17 protein-coding genes and 1 tRNA gene are annotated in these 23,232 nt (G+C 55.4%); 12 read left to right on the top strand and 6 right to left on the bottom strand.

The features are described from left to right. The first annotated feature begins 35 nt into the window (after positions 1-35). The 3 genes from N655_RS0116120 to N655_RS0116110 all read left to right on the top strand — a co-directional run bounded on the left by N655_RS0116120 (position 36) and on the right by N655_RS0116110 (position 5,026). Positions 36-1,541 carry a DmsC/YnfH family molybdoenzyme membrane anchor subunit gene (locus N655_RS0116120; protein ID WP_026443810.1) on the top strand — a complete coding sequence of 502 codons (1,506 nt, stop codon included), beginning with the start codon at positions 36-38 and terminating at the stop codon, positions 1,539-1,541. After that, positions 1,538-3,715, top strand: a complete 2,178-nt coding sequence (locus N655_RS19505) for a molybdopterin oxidoreductase family protein (RefSeq protein ID WP_044934915.1) — start codon at positions 1,538-1,540, stop codon at positions 3,713-3,715. The genes N655_RS0116120 and N655_RS19505 overlap by 4 nt, the downstream gene beginning before the upstream one ends. A 66-nt stretch (positions 3,716-3,781) precedes the next feature. Then, entirely contained in the window at positions 3,782-5,026 is a 1,245-nt protein-coding gene (locus N655_RS0116110; protein WP_026443809.1) for an MFS transporter, read from the top strand. 220 nt (positions 5,027-5,246) lie between these two features. On the opposite strand, the gene N655_RS0116105 is transcribed toward N655_RS0116110, so the two are convergent. The 4 genes from N655_RS0116105 to N655_RS20030 all read right to left on the bottom strand — a co-directional run bounded on the left by N655_RS0116105 (position 5,247) and on the right by N655_RS20030 (position 8,347). Next, positions 5,247-5,627, bottom strand: coding sequence for a hypothetical protein (locus N655_RS0116105; protein ID WP_044936183.1), 381 nt, complete (start codon positions 5,625-5,627; stop codon positions 5,247-5,249). 337 nt (positions 5,628-5,964) lie between these two features. Beyond that, positions 5,965-6,732 (bottom strand): response regulator, encoded by a 768-nt coding sequence (locus N655_RS0116100; protein ID WP_238324798.1) that lies wholly within the window; start codon positions 6,730-6,732, stop codon positions 5,965-5,967. Between the two features lie 130 nt (positions 6,733-6,862). Continuing rightward, positions 6,863-7,870 (bottom strand): UDP-3-O-(3-hydroxymyristoyl)glucosamine N-acyltransferase, encoded by a 1,008-nt coding sequence (gene lpxD, locus N655_RS0116095; RefSeq protein WP_026443806.1) that lies wholly within the window; start codon positions 7,868-7,870, stop codon positions 6,863-6,865. 84 nt (positions 7,871-7,954) lie between these two features. Beyond that, positions 7,955-8,347, bottom strand: a complete 393-nt coding sequence (locus tag N655_RS20030) for a DoxX family protein (RefSeq protein WP_155987630.1) — start codon at positions 8,345-8,347, stop codon at positions 7,955-7,957. A 197-nt stretch (positions 8,348-8,544) separates the two neighbouring features. Here N655_RS20030 and N655_RS0116085 point away from each other — a divergent pair, with 197 nt between their 5' ends. The 5 genes from N655_RS0116085 (at position 8,545) to N655_RS0116060 (ending at position 13,482) form a co-directional block, all read left to right on the top strand. Then, positions 8,545-9,684: a PDZ domain-containing protein gene (locus tag N655_RS0116085; protein ID WP_026443805.1), complete on the top strand. Its 1,140-nt coding sequence runs from the start codon at positions 8,545-8,547 to the stop codon at positions 9,682-9,684. A gap of 151 nt (positions 9,685-9,835) precedes the next feature. Then, the gene (locus N655_RS0116080; RefSeq protein ID WP_081823762.1) at positions 9,836-10,822 is read left to right on the top strand and encodes a radical SAM protein; all 987 of its coding nucleotides are present in this window, start codon (positions 9,836-9,838) and stop codon (positions 10,820-10,822) included. Between the two features lie 467 nt (positions 10,823-11,289). Then, positions 11,290-12,477, top strand: a complete 1,188-nt coding sequence (locus N655_RS0116070; RefSeq protein WP_026441353.1) for an IS256 family transposase — start codon at positions 11,290-11,292, stop codon at positions 12,475-12,477. Positions 12,478-12,706: 229 nt separating this feature from the next. Next, positions 12,707-13,363: a peroxiredoxin gene (locus N655_RS0116065; protein WP_026443803.1), complete on the top strand. Its 657-nt coding sequence runs from the start codon at positions 12,707-12,709 to the stop codon at positions 13,361-13,363. Positions 13,364-13,406: 43 nt separating this feature from the next. Beyond that, a tRNA-Cys gene (locus tag N655_RS0116060) sits at positions 13,407-13,482 on the top strand. Between the two features lie 57 nt (positions 13,483-13,539). Here N655_RS0116060 and N655_RS19490 read toward each other — a convergent pair. Together N655_RS19490 and N655_RS0116050 are read right to left on the bottom strand one after the other, a co-directional pair. Then, positions 13,540-14,433, bottom strand: coding sequence for an alkaline phosphatase family protein (locus tag N655_RS19490; RefSeq protein ID WP_238324838.1), 894 nt, complete (start codon positions 14,431-14,433; stop codon positions 13,540-13,542). 134 nt (positions 14,434-14,567) lie between these two features. Beyond that, positions 14,568-15,401 carry a DUF92 domain-containing protein gene (locus N655_RS0116050; RefSeq protein WP_081823760.1) on the bottom strand — a complete coding sequence of 278 codons (834 nt, stop codon included), beginning with the start codon at positions 15,399-15,401 and terminating at the stop codon, positions 14,568-14,570. Positions 15,402-15,493: 92 nt separating this feature from the next. On the opposite strand from N655_RS0116050, the gene N655_RS19485 reads away from it, so the two are divergent. The 4 genes from N655_RS19485 to N655_RS20975 all read left to right on the top strand — a co-directional run bounded on the left by N655_RS19485 (position 15,494) and on the right by N655_RS20975 (position 23,177). Continuing rightward, positions 15,494-17,017: a YncE family protein gene (locus N655_RS19485; RefSeq protein ID WP_044934911.1), complete on the top strand. Its 1,524-nt coding sequence runs from the start codon at positions 15,494-15,496 to the stop codon at positions 17,015-17,017. A 209-nt stretch (positions 17,018-17,226) separates the two neighbouring features. Continuing rightward, positions 17,227-19,308 (top strand): beta-N-acetylhexosaminidase, encoded by a 2,082-nt coding sequence (locus N655_RS0116035; protein WP_026443800.1) that lies wholly within the window; start codon positions 17,227-17,229, stop codon positions 19,306-19,308. Next, a complete protein-coding gene (locus N655_RS20980) occupies positions 19,308-20,798 on the top strand; it encodes a sodium:solute symporter (RefSeq protein ID WP_044934907.1) in 1,491 nt (496 codons plus the stop codon). The genes N655_RS0116035 and N655_RS20980 overlap by 1 nt, the downstream gene beginning before the upstream one ends. Next, positions 20,799-23,177 (top strand): exo-beta-N-acetylmuramidase NamZ domain-containing protein, encoded by a 2,379-nt coding sequence (locus N655_RS20975; protein WP_026443799.1) that lies wholly within the window; start codon positions 20,799-20,801, stop codon positions 23,175-23,177. Positions 23,178-23,232 lie beyond the last annotated feature (55 nt).

The following is a 23,232-nucleotide window of genomic DNA, read 5'->3' as shown; positions in this document are numbered from 1 at the left end:
ACCATCAGACCTTTCAAACAAGAGGGAACCGATACGTGTCTTTGCCGCTACATGAGCGCATTGGAACCAGCGACAGCTTTGTACGCGTGACGACCGGGGATGCGGACGCAGCGACACAAAGCGCTCCTCTGATACCTGATCGCTTCCCGCGCGCCGGTGAGCAATACCGCTTTCACTTCGACATGACAAAGTGCATCGGTTGCCGTTCCTGTGAAGTCGCCTGTAACGAGCAGAACGGCAATCCGGCCACAATTCATTGGCGGCGCATTGGTGAAATTGAGGGAGGTGAATGGCCGCATACCAGACGGCACTATCTCTCGATGGGTTGTAACCACTGTCTCGATCCTGATTGTCTGCGCGGATGTCCCGTCAATGCATATACCAAAGATCCGCTCACCGGCATTGTCCTGCATTCGGCTGAAGCGTGCATCGGCTGTCAGTATTGCGTCTGGAACTGTCCTTACAGTGTTCCGCAGTTCAATCCTGAACGGGGTGTCGTAGGCAAGTGCGACATGTGTTACGGCCGCCTAGCGGAAGGATTTGAGCCAGCCTGTGTCAACGCTTGTCCAGAACGTGCCATTGAAGTGGAGATCGTGAACATTGCCGAGTGGCGGGCCGACTACTCCGCCGCCGAATCCCCAGGAATGCCCGCGGCTGGACAGACGCTTTCTACCACCCGCATTACCTTGCCCAAAAATACTTCGGTGGTCCTGGAGCGCGTGGATACAGACCGTATCCGTCCCGAACATGCCCATCTTTCGCTTGTTTTGATGACCGTCCTGATGCAGATGGTCGTTGGCTCACTTTTCGGGGTTCTGCTATTTCATGCGGCGGGGAAAGGTGTCCTGACAATCCTTCTTTTCGCCACCAGTATCGCACTGAACATATCGGTCTTTCATCTTGGCAGGCCAGCCTATGCGTGGCGTGCTCTTAAGATGTGGCGGCGCTCCTGGCTGAGCCGTGAGGTGTTGCTGTTTGGGCTGTTTTCCGGAGCACTTGCGCTCGCCACCGCGACTTCCTGGGTGCGTATATTTCCGCAGGGCGCTCCTGTGGTCCTTGGCTGGTTGGCGCTCATCGCTGGCTTGTCCGGTATTGTGGCCAGCGCTTTCATTTATCTTGTGCCGGCGCGACCAGCTTGGAACATGGTCCATACTCCGACGGATTTCCTTTTGAGCGCCGCCCTGCTTGGGTTTGCCTGCACACCGCTAATGATACAAACAGGCCTTCCATGGAACGCGCGTCTGCTGTGGCTGTCTGGTTTTTCCTGGACTGCGAACCTGGGAATCAAATTGCTGCGCCTCTATCACGCCAACCTCTTTGAAAAGCGGGCGAGTGCAGCTTTGTTATGTACTCCCAGACTGCGTGCGCTGCTACTCATGTCCTTTGCTCTGGTTGGGCTGGCCATGCTGTGTGCCGGCAATCATGCTGCTCTGGCTTCCGCCTTTGCGGTATGTGGAGTTCTACTCTCCCGTTATCTGTTCTTTGTTTCTGTCGTGCCGCTCAACATGGCCCTTACTTTTGTTCGCGGAGGACATGAATGAGCACCATTGCGCGCCTCCGCCAGATGTTGGGACTGGATACTTTGCGGGGGAAATATGCCTATGGCTACGATGCAGAAGCCGGTATGATCTCGGCCTCTCGAATTGCTGAACACTGGATAAAGACCACCTGCGGATACTGCTCGGTCGGATGTGGGATGCTGGTTGGCATTCGCAAGGGCAAAGCCGTTGCAGTGCGAGGAAATCCGGAACACCCCGTAAATTCCGGAAAGCTATGTCCCAAAGGACTGAGTGAGCATCATATCCTCACCGCCCCAGGCCGCGCGCGCTATCCGCTGTTGCGCAAAAAAGGCGCCATGGCCCGCATCAGCTGGGATGAGGCGCTGAGTACCATGGTTCGGCGTGTGCGCTCTGTCCAGGAGAAGTATGGACCGGGGGCCTTTGCCGTCATCAGCACCGGTCAGCTTGTTACCGAGGAGTTTTATACCCTGGGTAAGCTCGTGCAGCTTGGCTTCCGGACCCCGAACTATGATGGCAACACTACGCTTTGCATGGCCAGCGCAGTCAGCGGATACAAGCTTTCCTTCGGTAGCGATGGGCCGCCCGGAGCTTATGCGGATTTGGAGCACGCCGATGTTATTTTTCTCATTGGCGCCAACATTGCCGACAATCATCCGCTGCTTTGCCAGCGCCTGGACCGCAACCATCAGCGCACCCTCATTGTCGTGGACCCGCGCGTAACCAAGACTGCGATGATGGCCGACATCCATCTGCCCATCAAGCCCCGGAGTGACATCGCTTTGCTCAATGGCATCGCGCATGTCCTCATCCGTGAAGGTATGGTGGATGAAAACTACATCGCGCAGCACACTTCAGGATATGAGGCCTTCTCGGCACATGTGCAGGAATACACCCCAGAGCGCGTGGCTTCAATCACTGGCTTGGACCAGGAAACCATCCTTCGCGTGGCGCGCCTTTATGGACGCGCAAAAGCAGCATGGATCGGATGGACGATGGGGGTCAACCACTCGACGCAGGGCGCGGTCACGGTTGCCGCCATCAATAATCTTGCTTTAATGACGGGGAACATCGGCCGCATTGGGGCCGCTCCCTTTTCTATTACAGGACAGTGCAATGCGATGGGCACTCGGGAAAGCGGCTTTACTTCAGGATTGCCTGGATATCGCAAATTTGAAAATCCTGCAGACCGCGAAGAGCTTGCGCGCATCTGGAACATCCCTGTGGACCGCATTCCTGCAGCGAGGGGTCTTGCTTATCCTGATTTGATCGAGGCCGCGGTTGCAGGAAAAATCAAGGCCTTGTGGATCATCGCAACCAACCCTGCCGTCTCCTTTCCGAATTACGGACTGTTTGAAGATGCAATGCGCCGTCTTGATTTTCTTGTAGTGCAGGATGGTTTTTATCCTACGCCCACCGCTGAATTTGCTCATCTGGTATTGCCTGCTGCGATCTGGGGCGAGAAGGAAGGGACCTTCACAAACTCTGAGCGGAGAGTCAGCAAAGTAAATCGCCTTGTTTCGCCCCCGGGCGAAGCGCGGCCGGACTTTGACATCTTTCTTGATCTTGCTGAACGTCTGGGCGTGCGTGATGAACTCTATCCTGGTTGGCAAGGCCCGGAAGACGCGTTCCGGGAATGGCAGCGCGTCTCAGAGGGTCGACTTTGTGATTACAGCAAATTCACCTGGAAAGAGATCGAAGAGCGCGGCGGAATCCAGTGGGGTGGTCCGCGTCTCTATCAGGACGGAGTCTTCCAGTATCCGGACGGTAAAGCGCGCTTCCATGCCGTTCCCTGGGAGCCATTTGTTGAACAGCCTGACGAAGAATATCCGTTCATTCTCAATACCGGACGCACGGTGGAACACTGGCACACTCGCACAAAAACGGCCCAGGTTGCCCTGCTGCAGAACATGGTCCCCAATGCATGGCTGGAGATGAATCCCGCCGACGCATCGCGCCTGCGCCTGAAGCCATACGATCGTGTCACCATCATTTCACGCCGTAGCAGCGTAAAGAATGTCGAACTGCGAATCACCGGTATTGTTGCACCGGGGCAGGTATTCATGCCCTTTCACTTTGCAGAATCCAACTCGAATCTGGTCACGCTCGGAGCCTACGATCCCATTTCACGGGAACCAAACTTTAAACAATGCGCCGTGCGCGTGGAGCGGTCTGCACCAAACGAAGGCCGCCGATGACCCCCAGGCCCAGCGGCGAAAAAGCTTCGATGAGGTATTCCAATACATGTCTTTGGGAGGAACATCATGGCAGGACTGAAAGCATTTCGTGAATCAGGTCATATTCCTACATTGTTTGCTGCATTTCTATATTTCGATTTCAGCTTTGCCGTATGGGTGCTGAATGGAGCGATGGGACCATTCATCTCCGAGCAGTTTCACCTCACGCAGGGCCAGGTTGGACTGATGGTTTCCATTCCCACTTTTGCAGGCGCGCTGATGCGCTTTCCTCTTGGTGTGCTTTCGCAGTACATCGGGCGAAAAAGTGCTGCAATCGTAGAGATGTCAGCCATCGTGTTGGCGCTTCTCTATGGTTTTCTTTTTGTAAAAACATACCACGATGTTCTCGCCATGGGTGTGCTTCTTGGCATTGCCGGAGCAAGTTTTGGCGTAGCGCTTTCTCTGGGTTCGGGCTGGTTTCCTAAAAAGTACAAAGGTCTTGCGATGGGCATCGCGGGGGCGGGGAACAGTGGTACTGCGGTTGCCGCATTATTTGCGCCACGCCTCGCGCAGCATTTTGGATGGCAGCATGTTTATGGGTTCGCCGCGCTCTTTATGATGCTCCCGCTTCTGGTCATGATCTTTTTTGCAAAAGAGCCTCCAGACATTGAGCACCAGAGCCTGAAAGAGCACTTAAGCTGCCTCTGGGAAAAAGACGGCTGGGCCTTCAATCTTATTTACATCATCACCTTTGGTGGGTTCCTAGGCCTTGCCACATTCCTGCCTTCGTTTTACTTCAAGCAGTTTCACGTCTCCAAGGTAGAGGCTGGATCGCTTACCGTGCTTGCCACACTTACCGGAAGCATGACGCGCGTCGTCGGCGGATGGCTTGCAGACCGCCTGGGCGGAATCACCACTTTGACCTATGTTTTTGTAATCGCAATTGCCGGACTGCTGGGACTGACAGCGTCCCCTTCACTCACGGTTACCACTCTGCTCTTCATGCTTTGCTTTGCGGCGCTTGGAGCAGGAAATGGAGCAACCTTTCAGCTTGTTCCCCTCCGCTGGCCTGTGACGACTGCTGTAGCCGGCGGCATGATTGGCGAAATCGGTGCACTGGGCGGCTCCATCCTCCCCAACCTGCTGGGACAGTCCAGGCAACATTTTGGCTCCTATGCGCCAGGGTTTCTTCTCTATATCGGAATCGCGTTTCTCGTGTTCGCCATGATGCGAATCGTCGCCCGCCAGTGGACCCGCTCCTGGGTAGGTGCGGGCGGCCGCGCCTTGCATCCGGTGGAAGCTCAGTCTGCTGCAATAACCTCGTTGGTGTAACGCAGCGCGTGTAAAGGTTCTGGTGAGGGTGGCGTTACGTCTGGTACATCTTCCGGCTCAGGCTCTTTCACAGGGACAACGTCCGGTCCAAATCCTGGTTCTGGCTCTGGATCGGGCCTTGGCTTCGGATCAGGGTCTGGAGTTACAGGAGGATAGGGTTTTTCGCCAGGGGCGGAAGCTTTGGCAAGCAGTACTGGATCTAGGTTAAAAGTTTGCATGTTTATTTGGATGCGGTGAGTTTGAGCCCCCACGAGACCTCTGCATTCTTTTCGACAGTAATTGCCAGATTGCCTTCCTGTCTCTCCCTCAACGCTGGTCCTGAGAAAGCATGTTCTTTTCCCGATGCGTCCGTAAATTGGATTTTGACCGGACCACTCCCCAGAATCTTAAAGCGATAGTGGTATTGCGCCCCCGGAGCCAGCGAGCCGACACCGAAGCTCGCACTGGGGTAATCCACTTCAATGAGAGAAAGTGGGCCACCACTTTGGTTTGTAATCGTGGCCGTTATATAGGGGGAACGACATCCCGCTATGAAACAAGCGATAAGAACCAGGAAGAGGGTGGCTGCTGTCCGCCGTGTCCAAGAGATCCAACTGTTCATGCGCATTTTCACACCGTCTTATAGTAAATACTTCTGCTGGTTCGGAGAATCTCTGATAAAACGCGATCCTCAGGCAACTGGAGAAATGAAGCATATCCAAACCTGAAGTTTGAGTTGGTAGATGGAATGCGGGGACCGTCTTCCATCATCCTCGATGACGCCAATCAAAAGGGAACAGAAACCGGGGAGTACATGGAATTCGATTCAAGGGGACAGATAATCAAAGTTGTCGCAAATTACAGCGTATAACGGGTGCCCTACATCTTGAAGAGATGTGGATTTTGCAACACGTTCGTCTGAATATCCCAGGCCTAAAAGGGGGGTCTGGCGCTGTTCCTTATAACGTAGTCTTCCGCTCCAGGATCCGCGCAGTTAGCACAACTCCGGTTTTGCCCGAATGCAGAGTCAGGGGAAACGCGACTACATTCCAGACCCATTCCTCACCCTTGCGCGGAAGGTTCAGCAGCCCGCGATACGTACGGTCAATATAGGTTTCGCGTGCCTCTGCTACCGTGCGGAGGATCTCTCGCCAGTCGGAGGCCAGATCGGGCATTTCTTCAAACATGTTGCGTCCTGGAAACCATTCACGCGGATGCTCCAGCAGGCGTGCGCAGGTTTCATTCACATACTGCCAGATGCCGTTTGCGTCCAGGACCTCCAAGACCACATCATCGCCCATGGCCATGTTGATGCGGGAATAGAAAAACTCTCGCGCATCCACCACAACCGGTTTCCCGCGCATTTTTGCTTCGAAAGTGCGGAGCGCGGCTACTAGGTCATCGATAGAGCTGTGTCCTTTCAGCAGGTGCATGTCCTCCGGACCACCAAAGCGCCTTTCCAGTGTTGCTGAAAGGATAATAATCGGGACCTCCGGATGGCGTTCTCGCAGGACTGCTGCTACGGATGTGCCGAATTTTCCCGCCCCCAGATGATAGTCCAGCACTGCAATATCAATCGTGTCCAGCAAGGATTCCGCTTCTTCAATTGTGGAAGCAGTCTGGGTCATATATCCGTACTTGCGCAGAATTGTGGAGCGCAGCAGGAGGTTTTCCTCCTGATCGTCCAGCAGCAGCACGCGGACGGGAGTTTCAGTCGGCGTCTGCACGCCAACCTCTTTGATCTCTGTCTCTTCTGGTGGCATTGTTAGGTGGGATGCGGTTCTCGCGTGGAAAGCTGCAATCTTTCCAGCGTTCCCTCACCGTTTTCTTCCGTTCTATAGAACTATAGGAGCCTTCTTATTCGGCTGTTTTTTTCACGGCACGCTCCAGCCGTTTAAGAATCTCCGGCAGCCTCGGCATCAAGGCTGAAACCCGAAGCCACTGCTTATTGTCATACGCAGGTGATCCGCTGACCACCTTTCCTTCCTCAACGTCTCCGCCAATACCGGACTGTGCCGTCACAATCACCCGGTCGCCAAGATGGCAATGCCCCGCCACCCCTACCTGACCGGCCAGAATGGCGCTTTTACCGATATGCGTGGAACCGGCCAACCCAACCTGTGCGCATAGCAGAGTGTCCTCGCCCACAGTAGAACTGTGCCCCACCTGTACCAGGTTGTCGATTTTTGCCCCTCTTGCAATGCGTGTTTCTCCCACGCTGGCGCGGTCAATGCACGAATTAGACTGGATTTCAACATCATCTTCCAGTACTACTGGTCCGGGCTGGACAATCTTCTGCCAGTGTCCCGCCTGGTCTTTGGCAAAGCCGAAACCGTCGCCTCCCACGATCACGCCATTTTGCAGCACCACACGGTCTCCCAGCACGCATCCTTCACGCACGACCGAGTGAGCATGGGCAAGGAAATCGTCCCCGATTCGCACATTTGGATAAATCACCACGTGAGGAAGCAGTGTGGCGCGTTTTCCGATGACGCAGTTGTCTCCGATCACGGCGTAGGGCCCAATCGAGGCCCCTTCGCCGATTTGCGCAGAAGCAGCAATCACAGCGGTGGGATGAATCCCGGGAGGATATTTGGGTGCGGGGTGAAACATCTCAAGAACACGTGCCCAGGCCAAATAAGGATTCTCAATGCGCAGTGTTGTGGCTTGAATTTCCGGAAAGTCTGGCGCCACCAGGACCGCCCCCGCTCTCGTGTTCCTGGCCAAGGCCGTATATCGTGGATTCGCAACAAACGTTACATCTCCAGGACCGGCATTCTCAATGGCTGCAACTCCGGTCAGCTCAAGATCCGCGTTGCCATGGCAGGCTGCACCCAGACGCTCCGCAAGCTCCCCAGACTTCATGCGCTGATTGTATCGGAAGCTTGGCCCGAGCTTTGATACTTCCATTCCCGCTTTCTTTTTTGTTGGATACTCCCGATATTCCATTTATCGTCCGTGCATCAGCGATATGGTGCCCCCATTGGTGCACAGAATCACCAGATTCATGACAAAGAACATCAGATCATAGTGCCATCCCGAAGACTTTTCTCCCCAGAATCCGGTTTTCCACTTCACGACTTTCATATAAATTGCCCCGAGCAGAACCAGATTCAGGCCGATGGCCGCCCACTGCGTCAGAACACCTGCGATGACGGCTGCGCCGCCCAAAAGCTCAGCTGCACCCAGAAAGACGGTAAACCCTTTGCTCATTCCAATACTCCTGGCACGCTCTTCGGGTGCCTTCAGATGCAGAAAACCACTGGCTAGAAAGACCATCCCGACCATGAAACGTAGCAGAAGCAGGCTCCAGTTGACGTAGGGAGACAGATCGAAGCTCATGCCGTCTTTGGATGTCTCCGGCAATCCACCCGTCTACCTGGCACCCATCAGCTTTTGCTCATGTCCGGCCTTGAGCAGGCCCCGAATTTGCTTCAAATCTTCCAAAATTTCATTTTTCTGTGCGATGCTGGAGGTGACTTTTCCACAGCCGAAAAGTCTTACATACCAGTAAGTAAAAAGAACAAGAGGCGGTTCCGATGAAACAGGTTTTGAGGCTGGGTTGGACGATTCTCGTGGCAGGTGGGGCGGGGCTTGTTTTGCAAACAAACTGGGGTCTTGCGCAACCCGTCAGCGTAGTCAGTGATACGGCGGCTTATCTGGCGCACAGTTCGCAGGGATATCTGGGCGTTGAGCTGCATGAAATTGACAATGACCGCGCGGCTGCTTTGCATCTGAAAGATCCACACGGTGCTGAGATTGCTACCCTGGACCACGACGGCCCCGCCAGCAAGGCCGGTCTGAAGCCTCACGACGTGATTCTGGAGATGAATGGCCAGCGGATTGAGGGTGCCGAGCAATTAAAGCGTATGCTGCGTGAGACGCCGGCCGGCCGTACAGTGCATTTTCTTGTGTTTCGGGATGGCCAGCAGAAAGAGGTCTCCGTAGAACTGGCCGACCGCTCAAAAGTGGAGGCGGAGGCATGGTCCAAGCACTTCTCCGTTCCCGATCCGGAACAGACGCCGCTTCCTGATGGCTTTCTGGCCCCGTCTACTTCGCATGGCTTCGGAAATGGGTTCTTCGGCATTTTTACTGGAAATAGTTTGTATGTTGGCGCTGACGTGGATGTTATCAGCACGCAGTTGGCCAATTATTTCGGGGTGACGGATGGAACCGGTCTTTTGGTCAAAAGCGTGGATGATAATAGTCCGGCTGCAGCCGCGGGATTGAAGGCCGGCGATGTCATCACAAAGGTGAACAACGAGCGAGTTGCCTCTCGTGCTGACTGGTTTCGCAGCCTGCACAATAATCGCGGTAAGCAGGTCCAGCTCACTGTCATGCGAGACAAAAAAGAGCAGAAGCTGACGATGCAGGCTGGCGAGGCGAAAAAGAAGGGCGAGGTCAATCCACCCTGTATGTTCCCGGATCCGGGGCAGTTGCGGGCACAACTCGAAAGCGATTTTGCTGCTGTTCCCTGGGACCAGATGTCCCGTGAAACCCGCAGTGCAGCCGAGGCCGCCTCCAAGGCAGAGGCCGAACTCCTTGCCCGTCGTCAGGACTTGTCAAAGCTCTCTGATGAGGTCCAGAAGCAGGTCCAGTCGAAGGAGTTTCAGCAGATGCAAAAGCAACTGGAGCAGCTTACAGAAAGGCTGGACCAGCTAGGCCAAGAAATGAATTAAGTTCTTGAGCATACCCATTCAACCCGCATCGGTCTCCATTCGCTCCGGGGCGAGGGCATTTCCACCCAGCCGGTTCGCCTTGTGCTATCTCTCTGTGTTTCAATAAGAAAAGCACATGCCAGCAGCCCGTCAAAAGAGATTGAGTTATCGCATGAAAGCGACCCGTCGCCGGGTAAGAGAGCTTGCCATTGTCGGTCATGCCTTGCTTTCCACACGGCATCCGGTGATGGCACAGATTGTGCCCATGCGCCGCTGTAACCTTTCCTGCGCTTACTGCAATGAATATGACGAGGTCTCCAAGCCTGTGCCGGTCGATGAAATGCTGCGCCGCATCGACCATCTCGCCCGGCTCGGTACGAGCATCATCACCATCTCGGGGGGAGAGCCCCTGCTGCATCCGGACCTGGACCAGATTATTGCCCGTATCCGTCATCATGGCAGCCTGGCCGGAATGATCACGAATGGCTATCTGCTTGTGCCGGAGCGCATTCAGCGTCTCAATCGGGCAGGACTCGACCATCTTCAGATTTCCATCGACAATGTGCAGCCGGATGAAATCTCCAAGAAGAGCCTTAAGGTGCTGGACAAAAAGCTGCAATGGCTTTCTGAATACGCCGACTTTCACGTCAATATCAATTCTGTCGTGGGAGGAGGTATCAAGAACCCGCAGGACGCCCTCATTATCGGCAGACGCGCTCTCGAACTCGGCTTTACCTCGACCATCGGAATTATTCATGATGGCGAAGGCCAGCTTAAACCTCTAGGAGGGGAGGAGCGTGCCGTCTGGAACGAGATGCGGAGCTGGAAAAAGAAGAACTATTCCCGCTTCAATCAGTTTCAGGAAGCCATCGCCAACGGGCAGCCCAATGACTGGCGTTGCCGCGCCGGCGCACGTTACCTTTACATCTGTGAGAACGGCCTGGTCCACTACTGCTCCCAGCAACGCGGATATCCCGGGAAACCACTGGCCGAATACACAAAGGATGACCTTCGCCGGGAGTTTTTTACCGAAAAGAGCTGTGCTCCGCACTGCACGATCAGTTGCGTCCATCAGGTTTCCTATATTGATCACTGGCGCTCTCCCCAGCGTCCAGCCGCCCCTGGCAGCACCGCCGGCCTGGTCAACATTCAGCTATAGGACTGCTGTGGCCTCGACGCAATTCTGATCATTCTTCTGTCCGCACTTCAGTCCGGACGGGAGCAGTTGCGAGTGCGTCTGTGGAAGCCTGTCCCCGAAATCCCTTGTCACAAATCCTGCGTCTGCTTCGTCCTGACCGTGGAGGAAATCAGATATGGGTTTCTACATCGTTGTGGGTGGAGGACTGGCAGGACTGACTGAAAGCATGAGTTGGACAATTTTTCCGCGCGAATGGTCCAGGTCAACGGAGAACCTGGCGCTTTAATTTACAGAAATGGGTCTCTGGCGGATGTAATCACCCTGGATATGGATGAATCGGGCAAAATTACGAACATTTTTTTAGTCGCAAACCCTGATAAGCTGCCCGGCCAGAGGTGACGTAACTTCGATTGTGTAAAAGGCAGGAGGGTGTAAGGTGGCTTTGGCCTGACGAGCTAAAGCCGAACTTGAAAAGGAGCCTTACACCCATGGCGAAGATTGTATCGATCACCGAGCATTTTCAGCACTTCTTGACCAACCTGAAGGAGAGCTTCTGGGGCGACCTGGAGCAGAAGACGCAGGTGGCCTGGAAGCGATTTCTGGAAGCGGAATCGGAGCGGTTGCGCGATCAGTATGCAGTTTGGGACAGCTACGAACGGGGAACGCGCAAGCCGGGACAGTACCGTAACGGCTATTACGAGAGGGATTTTGTGACCCGCTTCGGCACCATCCGGCTGCGCGTGGCGCGGGCCCGCGGCAAGAGCTTTCTTCCCCGGGCGATGGAGAAGTTCCAACGCCGGGCGCCGGAGCTGGCCATACTCATCCGGGAGGCGTTTCTGCGCGGCATCTCTACCCGCCAGGTGGGTCGGCTGGTGGCCACTTTGACGGGCGAGACGATCAGTGCCCAGACCGTCTCGCGGCTGACGCGTGATCTGGATCAGGCGGTGCGGGAGTTTCATCGAGCCGCCCTGCAGGACGAATGGGCTTACCTGTTTCTGGATGGCGTGGCGTTGAAGGTGCGCCGGCCGGCGGGACGGCAGCATGTGCAGATGCTGGTGGCCTACGGCGTGCGCCGGGACGGCACCCGGCAACTGCTCGGCTTTCTGCGCACCCAGGGTGAGGGTCAGGCTCACTGGGAGGCGTTGCTTGAGGATCTCTACCGGCGCGGTCTGAAGGGCGACAAGCTGCTGCTGATCGTCACCGACGGCTGCCCCGGATTGGCTGCCGCCATCCAGACCGTCTATCCCCGCGTAGCCCATCAACGCTGCTGGGTGCACAAGATGCGCAATATCCTCGACAAGGTGCGCAAGCGCGACCATGATGCCGTCAAGCTGGATGCCCAGGCCATCTATCTGGCCGATAGCCGCCGTCAGGCCGAGGCTGCCGCGCGCGCCTTCAGCCGCCGCTGGCGCCGGGAATATCCCACCATGGTGCGGCAACTGGAACGCGATCTGCCCGACCTGCTGGTCTTCTACCATTTTCCCAAGCACCTGTGGCGCAAGCTGCGCACCACCAACATCATTGAACGCTGCTTCGTCGAAGTGCGTCGAAGAACCAGGCCCATGGTTTGCTTCGTCAACGTGCAGTCCGTGGACCGAATCATCTACTCCATCTTCCAGAGATTCAATCTGGAATGGAAAAACCGCACCCTCCGCGTATTTACACAAGCAGCTTGACGTCACCCCGGCCAGAGGGAGATTTGACACAATGCGGAGTATGCGCTTATAGTCTAACTCAGTAATGGAACATCTTGCTCCAACCTGCATGTGTCTCTGCTGCTGCTGTTGCTGCCGCACCGTGCGGGTGTATTGCTGGAGCTAAGCCGGAAAAACCAAGCTCAGATACCCACCCGCAGCGACCTGCCGGGTGGGTTTTCTATTTTTAGACAAAGATTGGGAGAATCGTATGTCACTCCGTATTAACGATATTGCGCCGGACTTCACAGCCGAAACCACTGAGGGCACCATCCGCTTTCATGAGTGGATTGGAGACAGCTGGGTCATCTTCTTTTCACACCCAAAGGATTTCACCCCTGTCTGCACTACCGAATTGGGAGCAGTGGCCAGCCTTCAGGATGAGTTTGCTCGGCGCGGTGTAAAAGTTCTGGGCCTGAGCGTGGATTCTGTGGAAGACCACAAGAAATGGGCAAAGGACATTGAGGACGTAGGCGGCCATCCGGTGAAATATCCTCTGGTTGGAGACCCGGAGCTGAAAATTGCCAAGCTGTATGACATGCTGCCGGCCTCAGCCGGAGACACAGCGGCCGGACGTACGCCTGCCGATAATGCTCCTGTCCGTACTGTTTTTGTGATCGGTCCGGATAAGCGCATCAAGCTGACCCTTTCCTATCCGATGGCCACGGGCCGCAATTTTGATGAGATTCTGCGCGTGATTGATGCTCTCCAGCTCACCACCAGACACAAGGTCTCTACCCCGGCCAACTGGAAGCAGGGCGAGGACATCATCATCAGCGGTGCCGTTTCCAATGAAGAAGCAAATAAGCTCTTCCCGGGATACAGGACGGTGAAGCCTTATCTGCGCGTCGCTTCACAGCCGCAGTAAACTTAGGTCAGCCTCCGCCGCGGGAGACTGCGGCGGAAAATGGGCACCGGTGGCGAAGTGGCTAACGCGCTGGTCTGCAAAACCAGTATTCGCGGGTTCAATTCCCGCCCGGTGCTCCAGTATTCCTCGCTTGACTCAAAGAGAAAGAGTAGGAACTCGGCGCCACCAGCAGCGAATCACGGAAATTGGTTGAAGAAATCGCTCAGGTCCGTTTCTTTGGCTGCGTCTCTCAGCAAGGGCTGCACTCCAAAAATTTCTTCCACAGTTCGCAAAGTGGATCCGTGATTGTAATACGTAAGGTTTGTATATCCGCCGGTCTTGGCAAAAGGTGAGAGCACCAGCATAGGAATCGGCCCATCTCCTTTTTTTGCTTCGTCCCACACAATGAAAAGCACGCCGTTTTTGTAAGCGCTGGACCCCAGGATCTGGGGAACAATTTCGCTCAGCCACTCGTCTCCCTGGGCAATCTGGTTTCCTCCATTGCAGGGACTGTGCATGCTATGACAGTCATTCGGCACAATGAAGTTGTAACGAGCGGTGCTGTCGCTTTTTAGATCATCCGTGAGTTCGCTCAGTGGCCGGATGTGGGAAATGCAATAAGAGGATTGCGGATTCATGTTGTCGGTAACGTCGTCGAAGAAAACAAAGGGCGTATGCCAGTGTGTAAGGGGGCAAGTCTTCCCATCCGCGGCTTCGTCATAGGCCTTCCAGGAAATCCCGGCATTTTTCAGAAGGGTAACCAGGTGCAGGGTGGTCGTTTGACTCAGACCAGCCACTGCTGGCCCGTCCGTAAGAATGCCAAAATTGGTTCCGGCTTCCAGCCAAAGATAATTCGGCAGGCTGGGGTGCATATGAGGAGGATTGTTATAGTTGCTCGGATGCGCCCCCATAGGAATCAGGACTTGGTTGATGTAGGGAGCATTTGGGTTGTTCTCGATGCTATTGGCGCCTGCGCCAGTCCAGTTGTGGTTTTCCATCATAATGATGAAAACATTCTGGATATGCCCCTGAGGGGGCGCATTTTGATAGGACGGATTGCCACACGAAGTCATCCCCAACAGCAGAAACACGGGAAACAAGCATGGAACTTTTCCTAAACGATTGGGTGAGCTCATGGTTCATCACCACCACCACCAAATTTATGCGTGATGATGCACCTCTGCACAAAAAAGTGGCCATAAAGCTAGAAATTGAGAAATTGTTCTTACCTTCCAAGCAACCCCGCTATCCGTTCCGCACACAGGGCCGAAGCCAGAGTCGAGAGAAAATTGACCGCATCATTGTTCAACAGGCCGCGTCTTTCCAGCGTCGCTCCCAGAAGGCTGTCTAAAAACAGGCCCAGCGCGCCGCAGGAGAAAACATTGATTCCGGATTTCAGATTGAAATGAAAAGTCCACGCTGAGACAGCTGCAATGGTGGCCGCGCCCAGGCACCCGCAGGCAGTTCCAGCAAGGGTGATTCCGCCATCGGTCCCGGTGGCAACTGGACGGAAGGTGGTCATCAGGCGTGGTCTACCTCCGAAGACTTGCCCAAGCTCAGAAGACAAGGTGTCGGCAGTGCTTTCACTCAACGCGGCGCAAACACCAGCCGCCGCCACCCACGGCGCATGGGCAGGAAGACAGGCCAGCGCGGCCACGCCCAGGTTTGCTGCTACCTGCGCTGCCGAGCGTCCGGAAGGCCTCTCCGCTACTCCCAGCTTTTCCTTGTGTTTGCGTCCGAATCGCGTTGCTGCCAGCGTCAGCGTCAGCATTGCCACCAGACACCAGAGCGCGGTTTCCCGGCCAGGAAAGCGCAGGTACAGGCATGCTGTAACCAGAACGCCGGTGAAAATGGCCGGGACCGTTCCTGCACGTGCAATCCAAACCGCGAGACCAAAAAATATGCAGATTCCTGCGGTTTGCACCAGGACTGGATCGCGACGTTCCCAGGCTTCCACCGTCTGAAAGAATATCCATATGCAACAAACAGGCACTACAATCAGGAGGAGCAGTTGTGACTGCCAATAGAGCGGCGGGCGGAACCGAGTTTCCTGTCTCATGTGAATGGGGCTCTGTGATTTACAATCTAATTCTTACAGGACTGCCCAGCTTTCTTAACGATAGGATTTGTTGCTGAGTGAGGTATCAAAGAGTGCGAAGTCTGACAGGGCCTGAGCGCCCGTGGTTTGCCGCCGGGGCGCTGCTTGCCTTGTTTGCTGCGGCAGGATGCGGAAACCAATATCGCCCCGTTGTGACGCCGGTCACGCCATCGGGTCCGGCCCCGCAACCGACGGCTTATCTGGTGGCATTTTCCCAGCCAAATCTAGTGAGGTATGGGCAGACGTCTGGTCTGGCCTTTCCACAGTCGTTGTGTCCGGCCACAGCTTCAACTTACGACAATGGAGGCGTAGTCACCCTGATTGACTTCTCCGGTGACAGCATCATGGCCCAGGCCAATGTGGGTCCTGGCCCCTTGACCTTTGCTCTTGATCCTTCAGGCTCTACTGCTTACAGCGTAAACGTCACAGAAGCCACGGACAGCAGCGGTAACCCCACCGGGACCTGCACCAGTACTCTCAGCACGGTGCCTCTTAGCACCAGCCTTCAGACCAACAAGGTCCAGAACACCACTTTGCCTGAAAGCAATCAAGTGGCCACGGTTCCGACCAATATCCTAACCACCACCTCCGGGCAGTATGTCGTGGAGCCTTTCACTTCTGACCTGAATGGGAGCCCCGCGATTGGAGTTTTGACTGGAAGTCCGCCTTCGCTCAAGCTGGAGATCCCCGTCGCTCCTGGCTTGATCAATGCAGTGGCCGTCGGAAACTCGAATGCACAGCGACTCTATGCCATCAGCCAGGGTAACTTACAGGGCGGTAACCTCAAGTGGGGAGCATGTGATACCCCTTCTTCGGTGACAACTACGGGCGAAGCAGATGGAATCGATTTTGCGACCAATACTGTAACCAGTCAGCTTCCCTTGGGGGTCTGTCCGGTCTATGGCCTGATGACCTCGGATGGCCGCAGAACATTTATTCTGAACCGCGGCAGCGGAACAATTACTGTGATTGACAGCTACAAAAACGCGCTGGACACAAATTCTCCCAGCACTTATCTAAAAAATGCCACCATCACAGTCGGCGCCGGCCCGGTGCACGCGGACATTTACAGCCCATCTGCGCTTCTGGTGACTGCAAACTACGATGATGACTCGGTCAGCATCATCGATGTGAGCATCAACGGGGCGGTGCAGGGCTACACCGACACAGCCAACTTCGGCCATGTCCTAGCAACGGTGAAATTGCCGTCAGGAAGCCATCCTGCGGCGGTGACAGTATTGCAGGACGGTAGCCGCGCATATACAGCCAATGAAGGGAACGGCACTGTAAGCGTCATCAATCTGTCGAGCTTTACAGTAGAAAAGACCCTTACTGTCAATGGCCACCCGCGGTCTATCGCTTCTACTTATAATTACCCCGCGGGCAAGGTCTACACGGTTGCCCAGGACAGTCCCTATGTGACCGTGATCCGCACAGATACGGATATTGTGTCCTCATCCATCCTTCTTCAGGGCTATGGGGTAGATCTGCGGACCACGACCCAATATGCCGGTACCAGCGGTACGAGCGCCAACAGCATCACACAAAGTCGTTCCGCAGGTTCTGGGGCCCCGTGAGTGAGGACAGGCAAGCCTCTCAAGAGGCATCTGCGTGAGGCGCCGTCAGATCAGCGGCGCCTTTTTCTTGACTTGCTCTGCCATCGGCAGTATAGTCTTCTATCAAAGTAATCAAGCACGGAATTTCTTGTTTTCTTGATTCAGCATCCGGTTTTGCTTCCCCTTCCTTCCATCTTCGGATGGTCTGAGGAAGTTCCAGAGGACCTTACGTGAGAAGACATACTGCCGTTCTCTTCGTGTTTTTGTCCGTTGCTGTTTTTGCTGGATTCTGCCAGTCCAAACGCCCTGCGCTCATCCCGGAACCTCGTGAATTTCAGAGCAGGGAAGATATTTCTCTGGCACACGGTGTGCAGGTTTCTGTGCCCGGAAACCAACAAGACGATAAATTCGCGGCCCGAGATCTTTCCGATGACCTGAAGGCCCGGGGAGTTCCTTTCGCTGCAAAAGCGTCTTCTGTTCGCATTCATCTTCTGCGGGACTCTGACCCGTCTGCCCGGCGTATTCTCTCCCAGTCCGGACAGTCTTTTCTGCCCCAAATGTACGAGGAAGGGTATGTTCTGGTGACCTCCCGCAGAGACGTGTATGTCATAGGGCACAGCTCGGCCGGCGTCTTTTATGGCGTTCAAACCATCAAGCAGTTGACTTCCGGCACTGGAGAGAACGCCGTACTTCGCGGTTGCGTCATCCGTGACTGGCCAGCGATGAAGTATCGCGGCGTGCATGATGATCTCTCGCGGGGCCCGGTCCCAACGCTCGAATTTCAGAAGAAGCAGGTCCGCACTTTTGCTGCGTTCAAGCTCAACGTGTACTCACCCTATTTTGAGAACACGATGCAGTATGCGTCTCATCCGCTGCCTGCCCTTCCCGGCGGGTCCATGTCGCAGGCCGAGGCAAAAGAACTTGTCGAGTATGCAAAGCAATATCACATCACGATTGTCCCGGAGCAGGAGGCCTTTGGGCATTTGCATCATGTACTTACCTGGCAGCAGTACGCATCATTGGCAGAAGTCCCGGATGGAGCTGTTCTCGCGCCTGGAGATCCTGGTTCGCTTGCTTTAATTCGGCAATGGTTTACGGAGCTTGCGGCAATCTTTCCCGGTCCGTTTCTCCATATTGGCGCGGACGAGACCTTTGAACTGGGCCAGGGCAGGACCGCTCAGGACGTAAAGCAGCGTGGCCTTGGGGCGGTCTATGTAGACTTCCTGAAGCAGATCCACGACGAACTTGCACCGCTGCACCGCAGGCTGCTCTTCTGGGGGGACGTGGCCATGAACGATCCTGCACGTGTGAAAGATCTTCCCCGGGACATGGTAGCTGTCGCATGGCATTATGAGCCGGAGCCTGGTGGCTTCAGCAGGTGGCTTGACCCATATACAAGTGCTGGCATGGAAACATGGGTCGCTCCTGGCGTCAATAACTGGAACCGGGTATATCCCAATAACGAGCTTGCGCTTGGCAATATTCAAGGCTTTGTGGCAGACGGCCAGAAGGCCGGTAGTACCGGCATGTTAAATACCATCTGGAACGATGATGGCGAGGGCCTCTTTGCAGAAGACTGGTATGGGGTCTTGTTCGGCGCAGCGGCGGCATGGCAGCCGGGTCAGAGCAGCATCACAGATTTTGAGAACAATTACGGAGCTGTCTTTCATCACGACACCACAGGAGACCTCAGTCAGGCACAGCTTGCTCTGATTGCTGCGCACCAGGCCATGGAAAAGACGGGAATCGGAGATCTGCGCGATTCTCTTTTTTGGCTCGACCCATGGAGTGCCGAAGGCCAGCGAGTGATGGCCAAAATCCAGCCAGCACTGGCTGAGGTGCGCCAGAATGCCGAGCGGGCCCTGACGCTCATTGCCGCGGCGCGGCGCGCGGGAAATCTTGAGGAGCAGGACGCCATTGACGCCATGGAACTTGGGGCGCGCCGAATGGATTTTCTTGCCTTCAAGTTTCAGACGGCCAGCAGCATTGCCCAGCAATACCTTCGCTTATACAACGGACAGCAGGACCCTCAAGTAAGCAGGCATATGTCGCGCGATTTGTGGAACCTCTCGGGTGTGAATGGCCGCTGCCAGGATTTGCGTGACGGATATGGCTACCTCCGCGACCTTTACCGGGAGGCCTGGCTCAAAGAAAACCGCCCTTATTGGCTCGACAATGTACTCGCCCAGTACGATATGGCCATGCAGTTATGGATAGCCCGCGCAGACAAAATCCGGACCGCGCGGGAGCAATGGGTCAACTCGCATACCCTGCCCTCTCCCGGGTCCATCGGAATTGAGCAGGTCAACTGATGCACATTCCTCTGCGTACCCCAGACCTCATCATTGTTGTTTTGTATCTGTTGGGTATCACCTGGTTCGGACTGCGCTTCCGCAGCCGCGGCGAGCGCTCCATCCGAAGCTATTTTCTGGCAGACCGAAACATTCCCTGGTGGGCGATTGCACTCTCAATTGTTGCTGCTGAGACCAGCACGCTGACCATTATCAGCGTTCCCGGCATCGCTTACACCACAGACTTTGGTTTTCTGCAGCTCGTTATGGGATATCTTCTGGGGCGCGGCGTCATCTGCGTCCTTTTTTTGCCGCGATACTTCCGCGGAGAGCTGATGACGGCCTATCAGATTATCGGCGAACGTTTTGGCAGTCGCTTGCATCGCACTACGGCCTTCCTGTTTCTGCTGATGCGCGCAGCGGCTGAGGGGGTCCGTGTTTTTGCCGTAGCAATCGTCGTGGGGGTTGCATTCGGTACGGGAGACATTGCCTCCATCATGATCTTGTCCCTGCTCACGCTACTCTATACCTTTGAGGGCGGAATGAAGGCCGTCATCTGGACCGATGTCCTGCAGATGTGTCTTTACGTCCTGGGCACGCTTGTGAGTCTTTGGAGCATAACGCATCACATTCCCGGCGGTCTGCATTCATTGATTGCAGTGGCCTCGTCCGCGCACAAATTCACTGTCTTTCACTTCGCGGTGTCCGTTACAGAAACCTATACTTTCTGGGCCGGCCTGCTTGGCGGATGTTTCCTGACTATGGCAAGTCACGGCACTGACCAGTTAATGGTGCAACGGCTGCTCGCTGCAAAAAATCTGCGCGAATCGCGGCTGGCCCTCCTGTCCAGCGGTCTGGTCATCTTCATCCAGTTCTCGCTCTTTCTTTTGATCGGGGCCGGTCTGTTTGTCTACTACCGCATCGCAGGAGGACCGCCGCATGCGGCCAGCCCTGACCGCATATTTCCGCTCTACATTGTGCATCAGATGCCGGTTGGGATTGCCGGTCTTATGATTGCCGCCATCCTTGCCGCGGCCATGTCCAACCTCAGCGCTGCGCTCAATTCGCTGGCCTCTACCTCCATGGTCGATTTCTATCTCCCTCGTCATCAGCAGCAAGGTGAAGAGCAGAAGACGAAAATCTCACGCTGGATGACATTCGGGTGGGCGGCCGTACTTCTGTTTCTGGCCATTCTTTCCCGTAGCGGAGGCCACGTGCTGGAGATTGGTCTCTCCATCGCATCGGTTTTGTATGGTGGAATGCTTGGCGTCTTCCTGCTGGGGACTGTTACCCGACGGGCCACAGAAACCGGCGCCATGATTGGCCTGATTGCTGGCTGCGTCGTGAATGTCATGTTGTGGAGGCAAAGCGGGCCTCTTTCTGTGTACGGGTTTGTTCTGCCCAAAATTGCGTGGACCTGGTATGTACTGATTGGTTCTACAGTTACGTTCGTTCTCGGATACTTCTTCAGTCGGGGCGGTGGAAACCAAGCAGCAAGGAGCAGGATCTAAATGCGCGCACTCGTAAAGCTCTGGCTCGTTCTGTTGTGTCTCAGTTGTGCCAGCGCCTTTGCCCAGCAGTCAGAAAGTTTTTCGGCTATCGACGCACTCGTTCAGCAGGCCATTGCCGAGCATCGTCTCCCTGGCGCTGTCGTCGAGGTCGGACATGGCGGCCATGTGGTCTTCCGTAAGGCTTACGGTGCACGTTCACTCGAACCCACCCGCGAGCCAATGACTCCGGATACCGTCTTCGACATGGCTTCACTTACCAAGCCGCTCATGACCGCAACCGCCATCATGCAGCTTTTTGATCAAGGCAAGCTGCGCTTTGATGATCCCGTCGCCAGGTACCTTCCGGAATTTGCTGCAAATGGCAAAGCAGAGATCACAATACGCCAGTTGCTGACCCACTACTCCGGATTGCCACCCGATCTTTCCCTCTCCACTCCGTGGGAAGGGAAGGCCGAGGCCTTTCGACGTGCCTTTGCTGTCCAGCCGGATTACCCGGCCGGTGTGCGCTTTTTGTATAGTGACATCAACTTCATTGTGCTGGGCGCTCTGGTGGAAAAGCTCTCCGGCATGACCGAAGACCAGTACGTGCTCAGCAACATCATTCGGCCCCTTGGACTGAAGCATACCCGCTATCTTCCTCCTGCGGCATGGAGACCACAGATTGCCCCTACGCAATATGAGTATGGAGTGATGTTGCGCGGCATCGTGCATGATCCCACAGCCCGCCGTATGGGAGGCGTTGCTGGTCATGCCGGCCTTTTCAGCACTGCGGACGATGTCGCGCTCTACGCACAGGCTTTACTGGATAAGCTTGCAGGAAGGCCCAGCCGCTTTCCGGTGTCACGCGCGGCCCTGATGAAAATGGTCACGCCTGAGCAGCCTGCGACCGGTACGGCACTCCGTGGCTTCGGCTGGGACATTGAATCGCCCTTCTCCAGCAATCGCGGCACCATTTTTCCGGTCGGTTCCTTCGGTCATACCGGATTCACAGGGACCTCGCTCTGGATTGACCCGATCTCTGATACTTATGTCATCCTTCTCGCGAATGCCGTGCACCCCAATGGTCCTACCGGCATTACTGCACTGCGCAGCAGGATTGCTGATGCCGTCGCGATTGCGCTGGGCGTTGCTCCAGACCAGGGAAGGCTTTCGGCGACACTGACCGGTTATAACGAATCGCTGAGTGGGATGCGTCGCTGGATAGCCCGCAACGCTGAAGTCAGGACAGGCATCGACGTCCTCGAATCCACCCGCTTTGCCCAGTTGCGCGAGTTGGCCAGCAAACATGGCGGGCGCCTCCGGATCGGCTTGCTCACTAACCAGACCGGCGTGGACGCGGACGGTCGGCGGACCATCGATGTTCTGGCGCACGCCCCCGGGATCGAACTGAAGACCATCTTCAGTCCAGAACATGGCATTCAGGGCCGGCAGGACACGACCAGCATCGGCAACTCTATCGATCCGCAGACCGGAATTCACGTAGTGAGCCTTTATGGTGCAACGGAGGCGCAGCGGCGTCCTTCGCCCGAAATGATGCGTGATTTGGATGCTGTCATCATTGATTTACAAGATGCTGGAGTGCGGTTTTACACCTATGAGACGGCCATGGCCTATTTTCTTGAGGTCGCCGGTAAAACCGGAACAGACATCGTTGTTCTCGATCGGCCCAATCCTATCAATGGAGCATTCGTTCAGGGGCCTTTGTCAGATGAAGGAGACGAAAGCTACGTCCATTACATGCCATTGCCCGTACGGCACGGGATGACCATGGGCGAACTTGCACGTTATTTCAATCAGCAACGAGACCTCCACGCTCCGCTCACTGTGGTCCGAATGCAGGGGTGGCAGCGAGGTGATTGGTATGATTCCACCGGGCTCACATGGATCCATCCCTCACCGAACCTGAGGGACCTGGAAGAGGCCACGCTCTATCCTGCCCTGGGACTGATTGAAACAACAAATATTTCCGTGGGACGCGGGACCGATACCCCCTTTGAGATTCTGGGCGCGCCATGGATCCACGCCCATTCGCTGGCACGGTATCTGAACCGCAGGTTTATCCCCGGAGTGCGTTTTGTTCCTGTTCTGTTTACTCCGCAAAAGCCCTACCCTTATGGCGACGAGCTCTGCCAGGGAGTCCGCATCCTGTTGACCTCACGCGATGTACTCGATTCTCCGGAGCTGGGAATTGAAATTGCAGCCGCCCTGCATAAGCTTTATCCGGAACAATACAGGATCGACCGCATCCAGACCCTGCTCGCCAACCAGCATGTCTTTGAGATGCTGCGGCAGGGAAGTGATCCGCAACATATCGCCGAAGACTGGCGTGCTTCACTCCAGCAGTTTGAAAGCCGGAGGAAACAGGCACTTCTGTATTAACTTGCCTTTGTTTTTCTCTACCGAAACCATAGGGCCCTTTGTGTCTCATCATTCC

The sequence above is a fragment of the Pseudacidobacterium ailaaui genome (assembly GCF_000688455.1).
In the GTDB taxonomy this organism is placed as follows: domain Bacteria; phylum Acidobacteriota; class Terriglobia; order Terriglobales; family Acidobacteriaceae; genus Pseudacidobacterium; species Pseudacidobacterium ailaaui.
Note: the sequence above shows the minus strand (reverse complement) of the source record. Positions and strands in the feature narration are given on the sequence as shown.

Excerpts from the sequence above, each read along its gene's own strand:
- N655_RS19505 (WP_044934915.1), top strand. The coding sequence starts at position 1,538 with ATGAGCACCATTGCGCGCCTCCGCCAGATGTTGGGACTGGATACTTTG.
- N655_RS0116110 (WP_026443809.1), top strand. The coding sequence starts at position 3,782 with ATGGCAGGACTGAAAGCATTTCGTGAATCAGGTCATATTCCTACATTG.
- N655_RS0116105 (WP_044936183.1), bottom strand. The coding sequence starts at position 5,627 with ATGAACAGTTGGATCTCTTGGACACGGCGGACAGCAGCCACCCTCTTC.
- lpxD (WP_026443806.1), bottom strand. The coding sequence starts at position 7,870 with ATGAAGTCTGGGGAGCTTGCGGAGCGTCTGGGTGCAGCCTGCCATGGC.
- N655_RS20030 (WP_155987630.1), bottom strand. The coding sequence starts at position 8,347 with ATGAGCTTCGATCTGTCTCCCTACGTCAACTGGAGCCTGCTTCTGCTA.
- N655_RS0116085 (WP_026443805.1), top strand. The coding sequence starts at position 8,545 with ATGAAACAGGTTTTGAGGCTGGGTTGGACGATTCTCGTGGCAGGTGGG.
- N655_RS0116080 (WP_081823762.1), top strand. The coding sequence starts at position 9,836 with ATGAAAGCGACCCGTCGCCGGGTAAGAGAGCTTGCCATTGTCGGTCAT.
- N655_RS0116070 (WP_026441353.1), top strand. The coding sequence starts at position 11,290 with ATGGCGAAGATTGTATCGATCACCGAGCATTTTCAGCACTTCTTGACC.
- N655_RS0116065 (WP_026443803.1), top strand. The coding sequence starts at position 12,707 with ATGTCACTCCGTATTAACGATATTGCGCCGGACTTCACAGCCGAAACC.
- N655_RS0116050 (WP_081823760.1), bottom strand. The coding sequence starts at position 15,401 with ATGAGACAGGAAACTCGGTTCCGCCCGCCGCTCTATTGGCAGTCACAA.
- N655_RS20980 (WP_044934907.1), top strand. The coding sequence starts at position 19,308 with ATGCACATTCCTCTGCGTACCCCAGACCTCATCATTGTTGTTTTGTAT.
- N655_RS20975 (WP_026443799.1), top strand. The coding sequence starts at position 20,799 with ATGCGCGCACTCGTAAAGCTCTGGCTCGTTCTGTTGTGTCTCAGTTGT.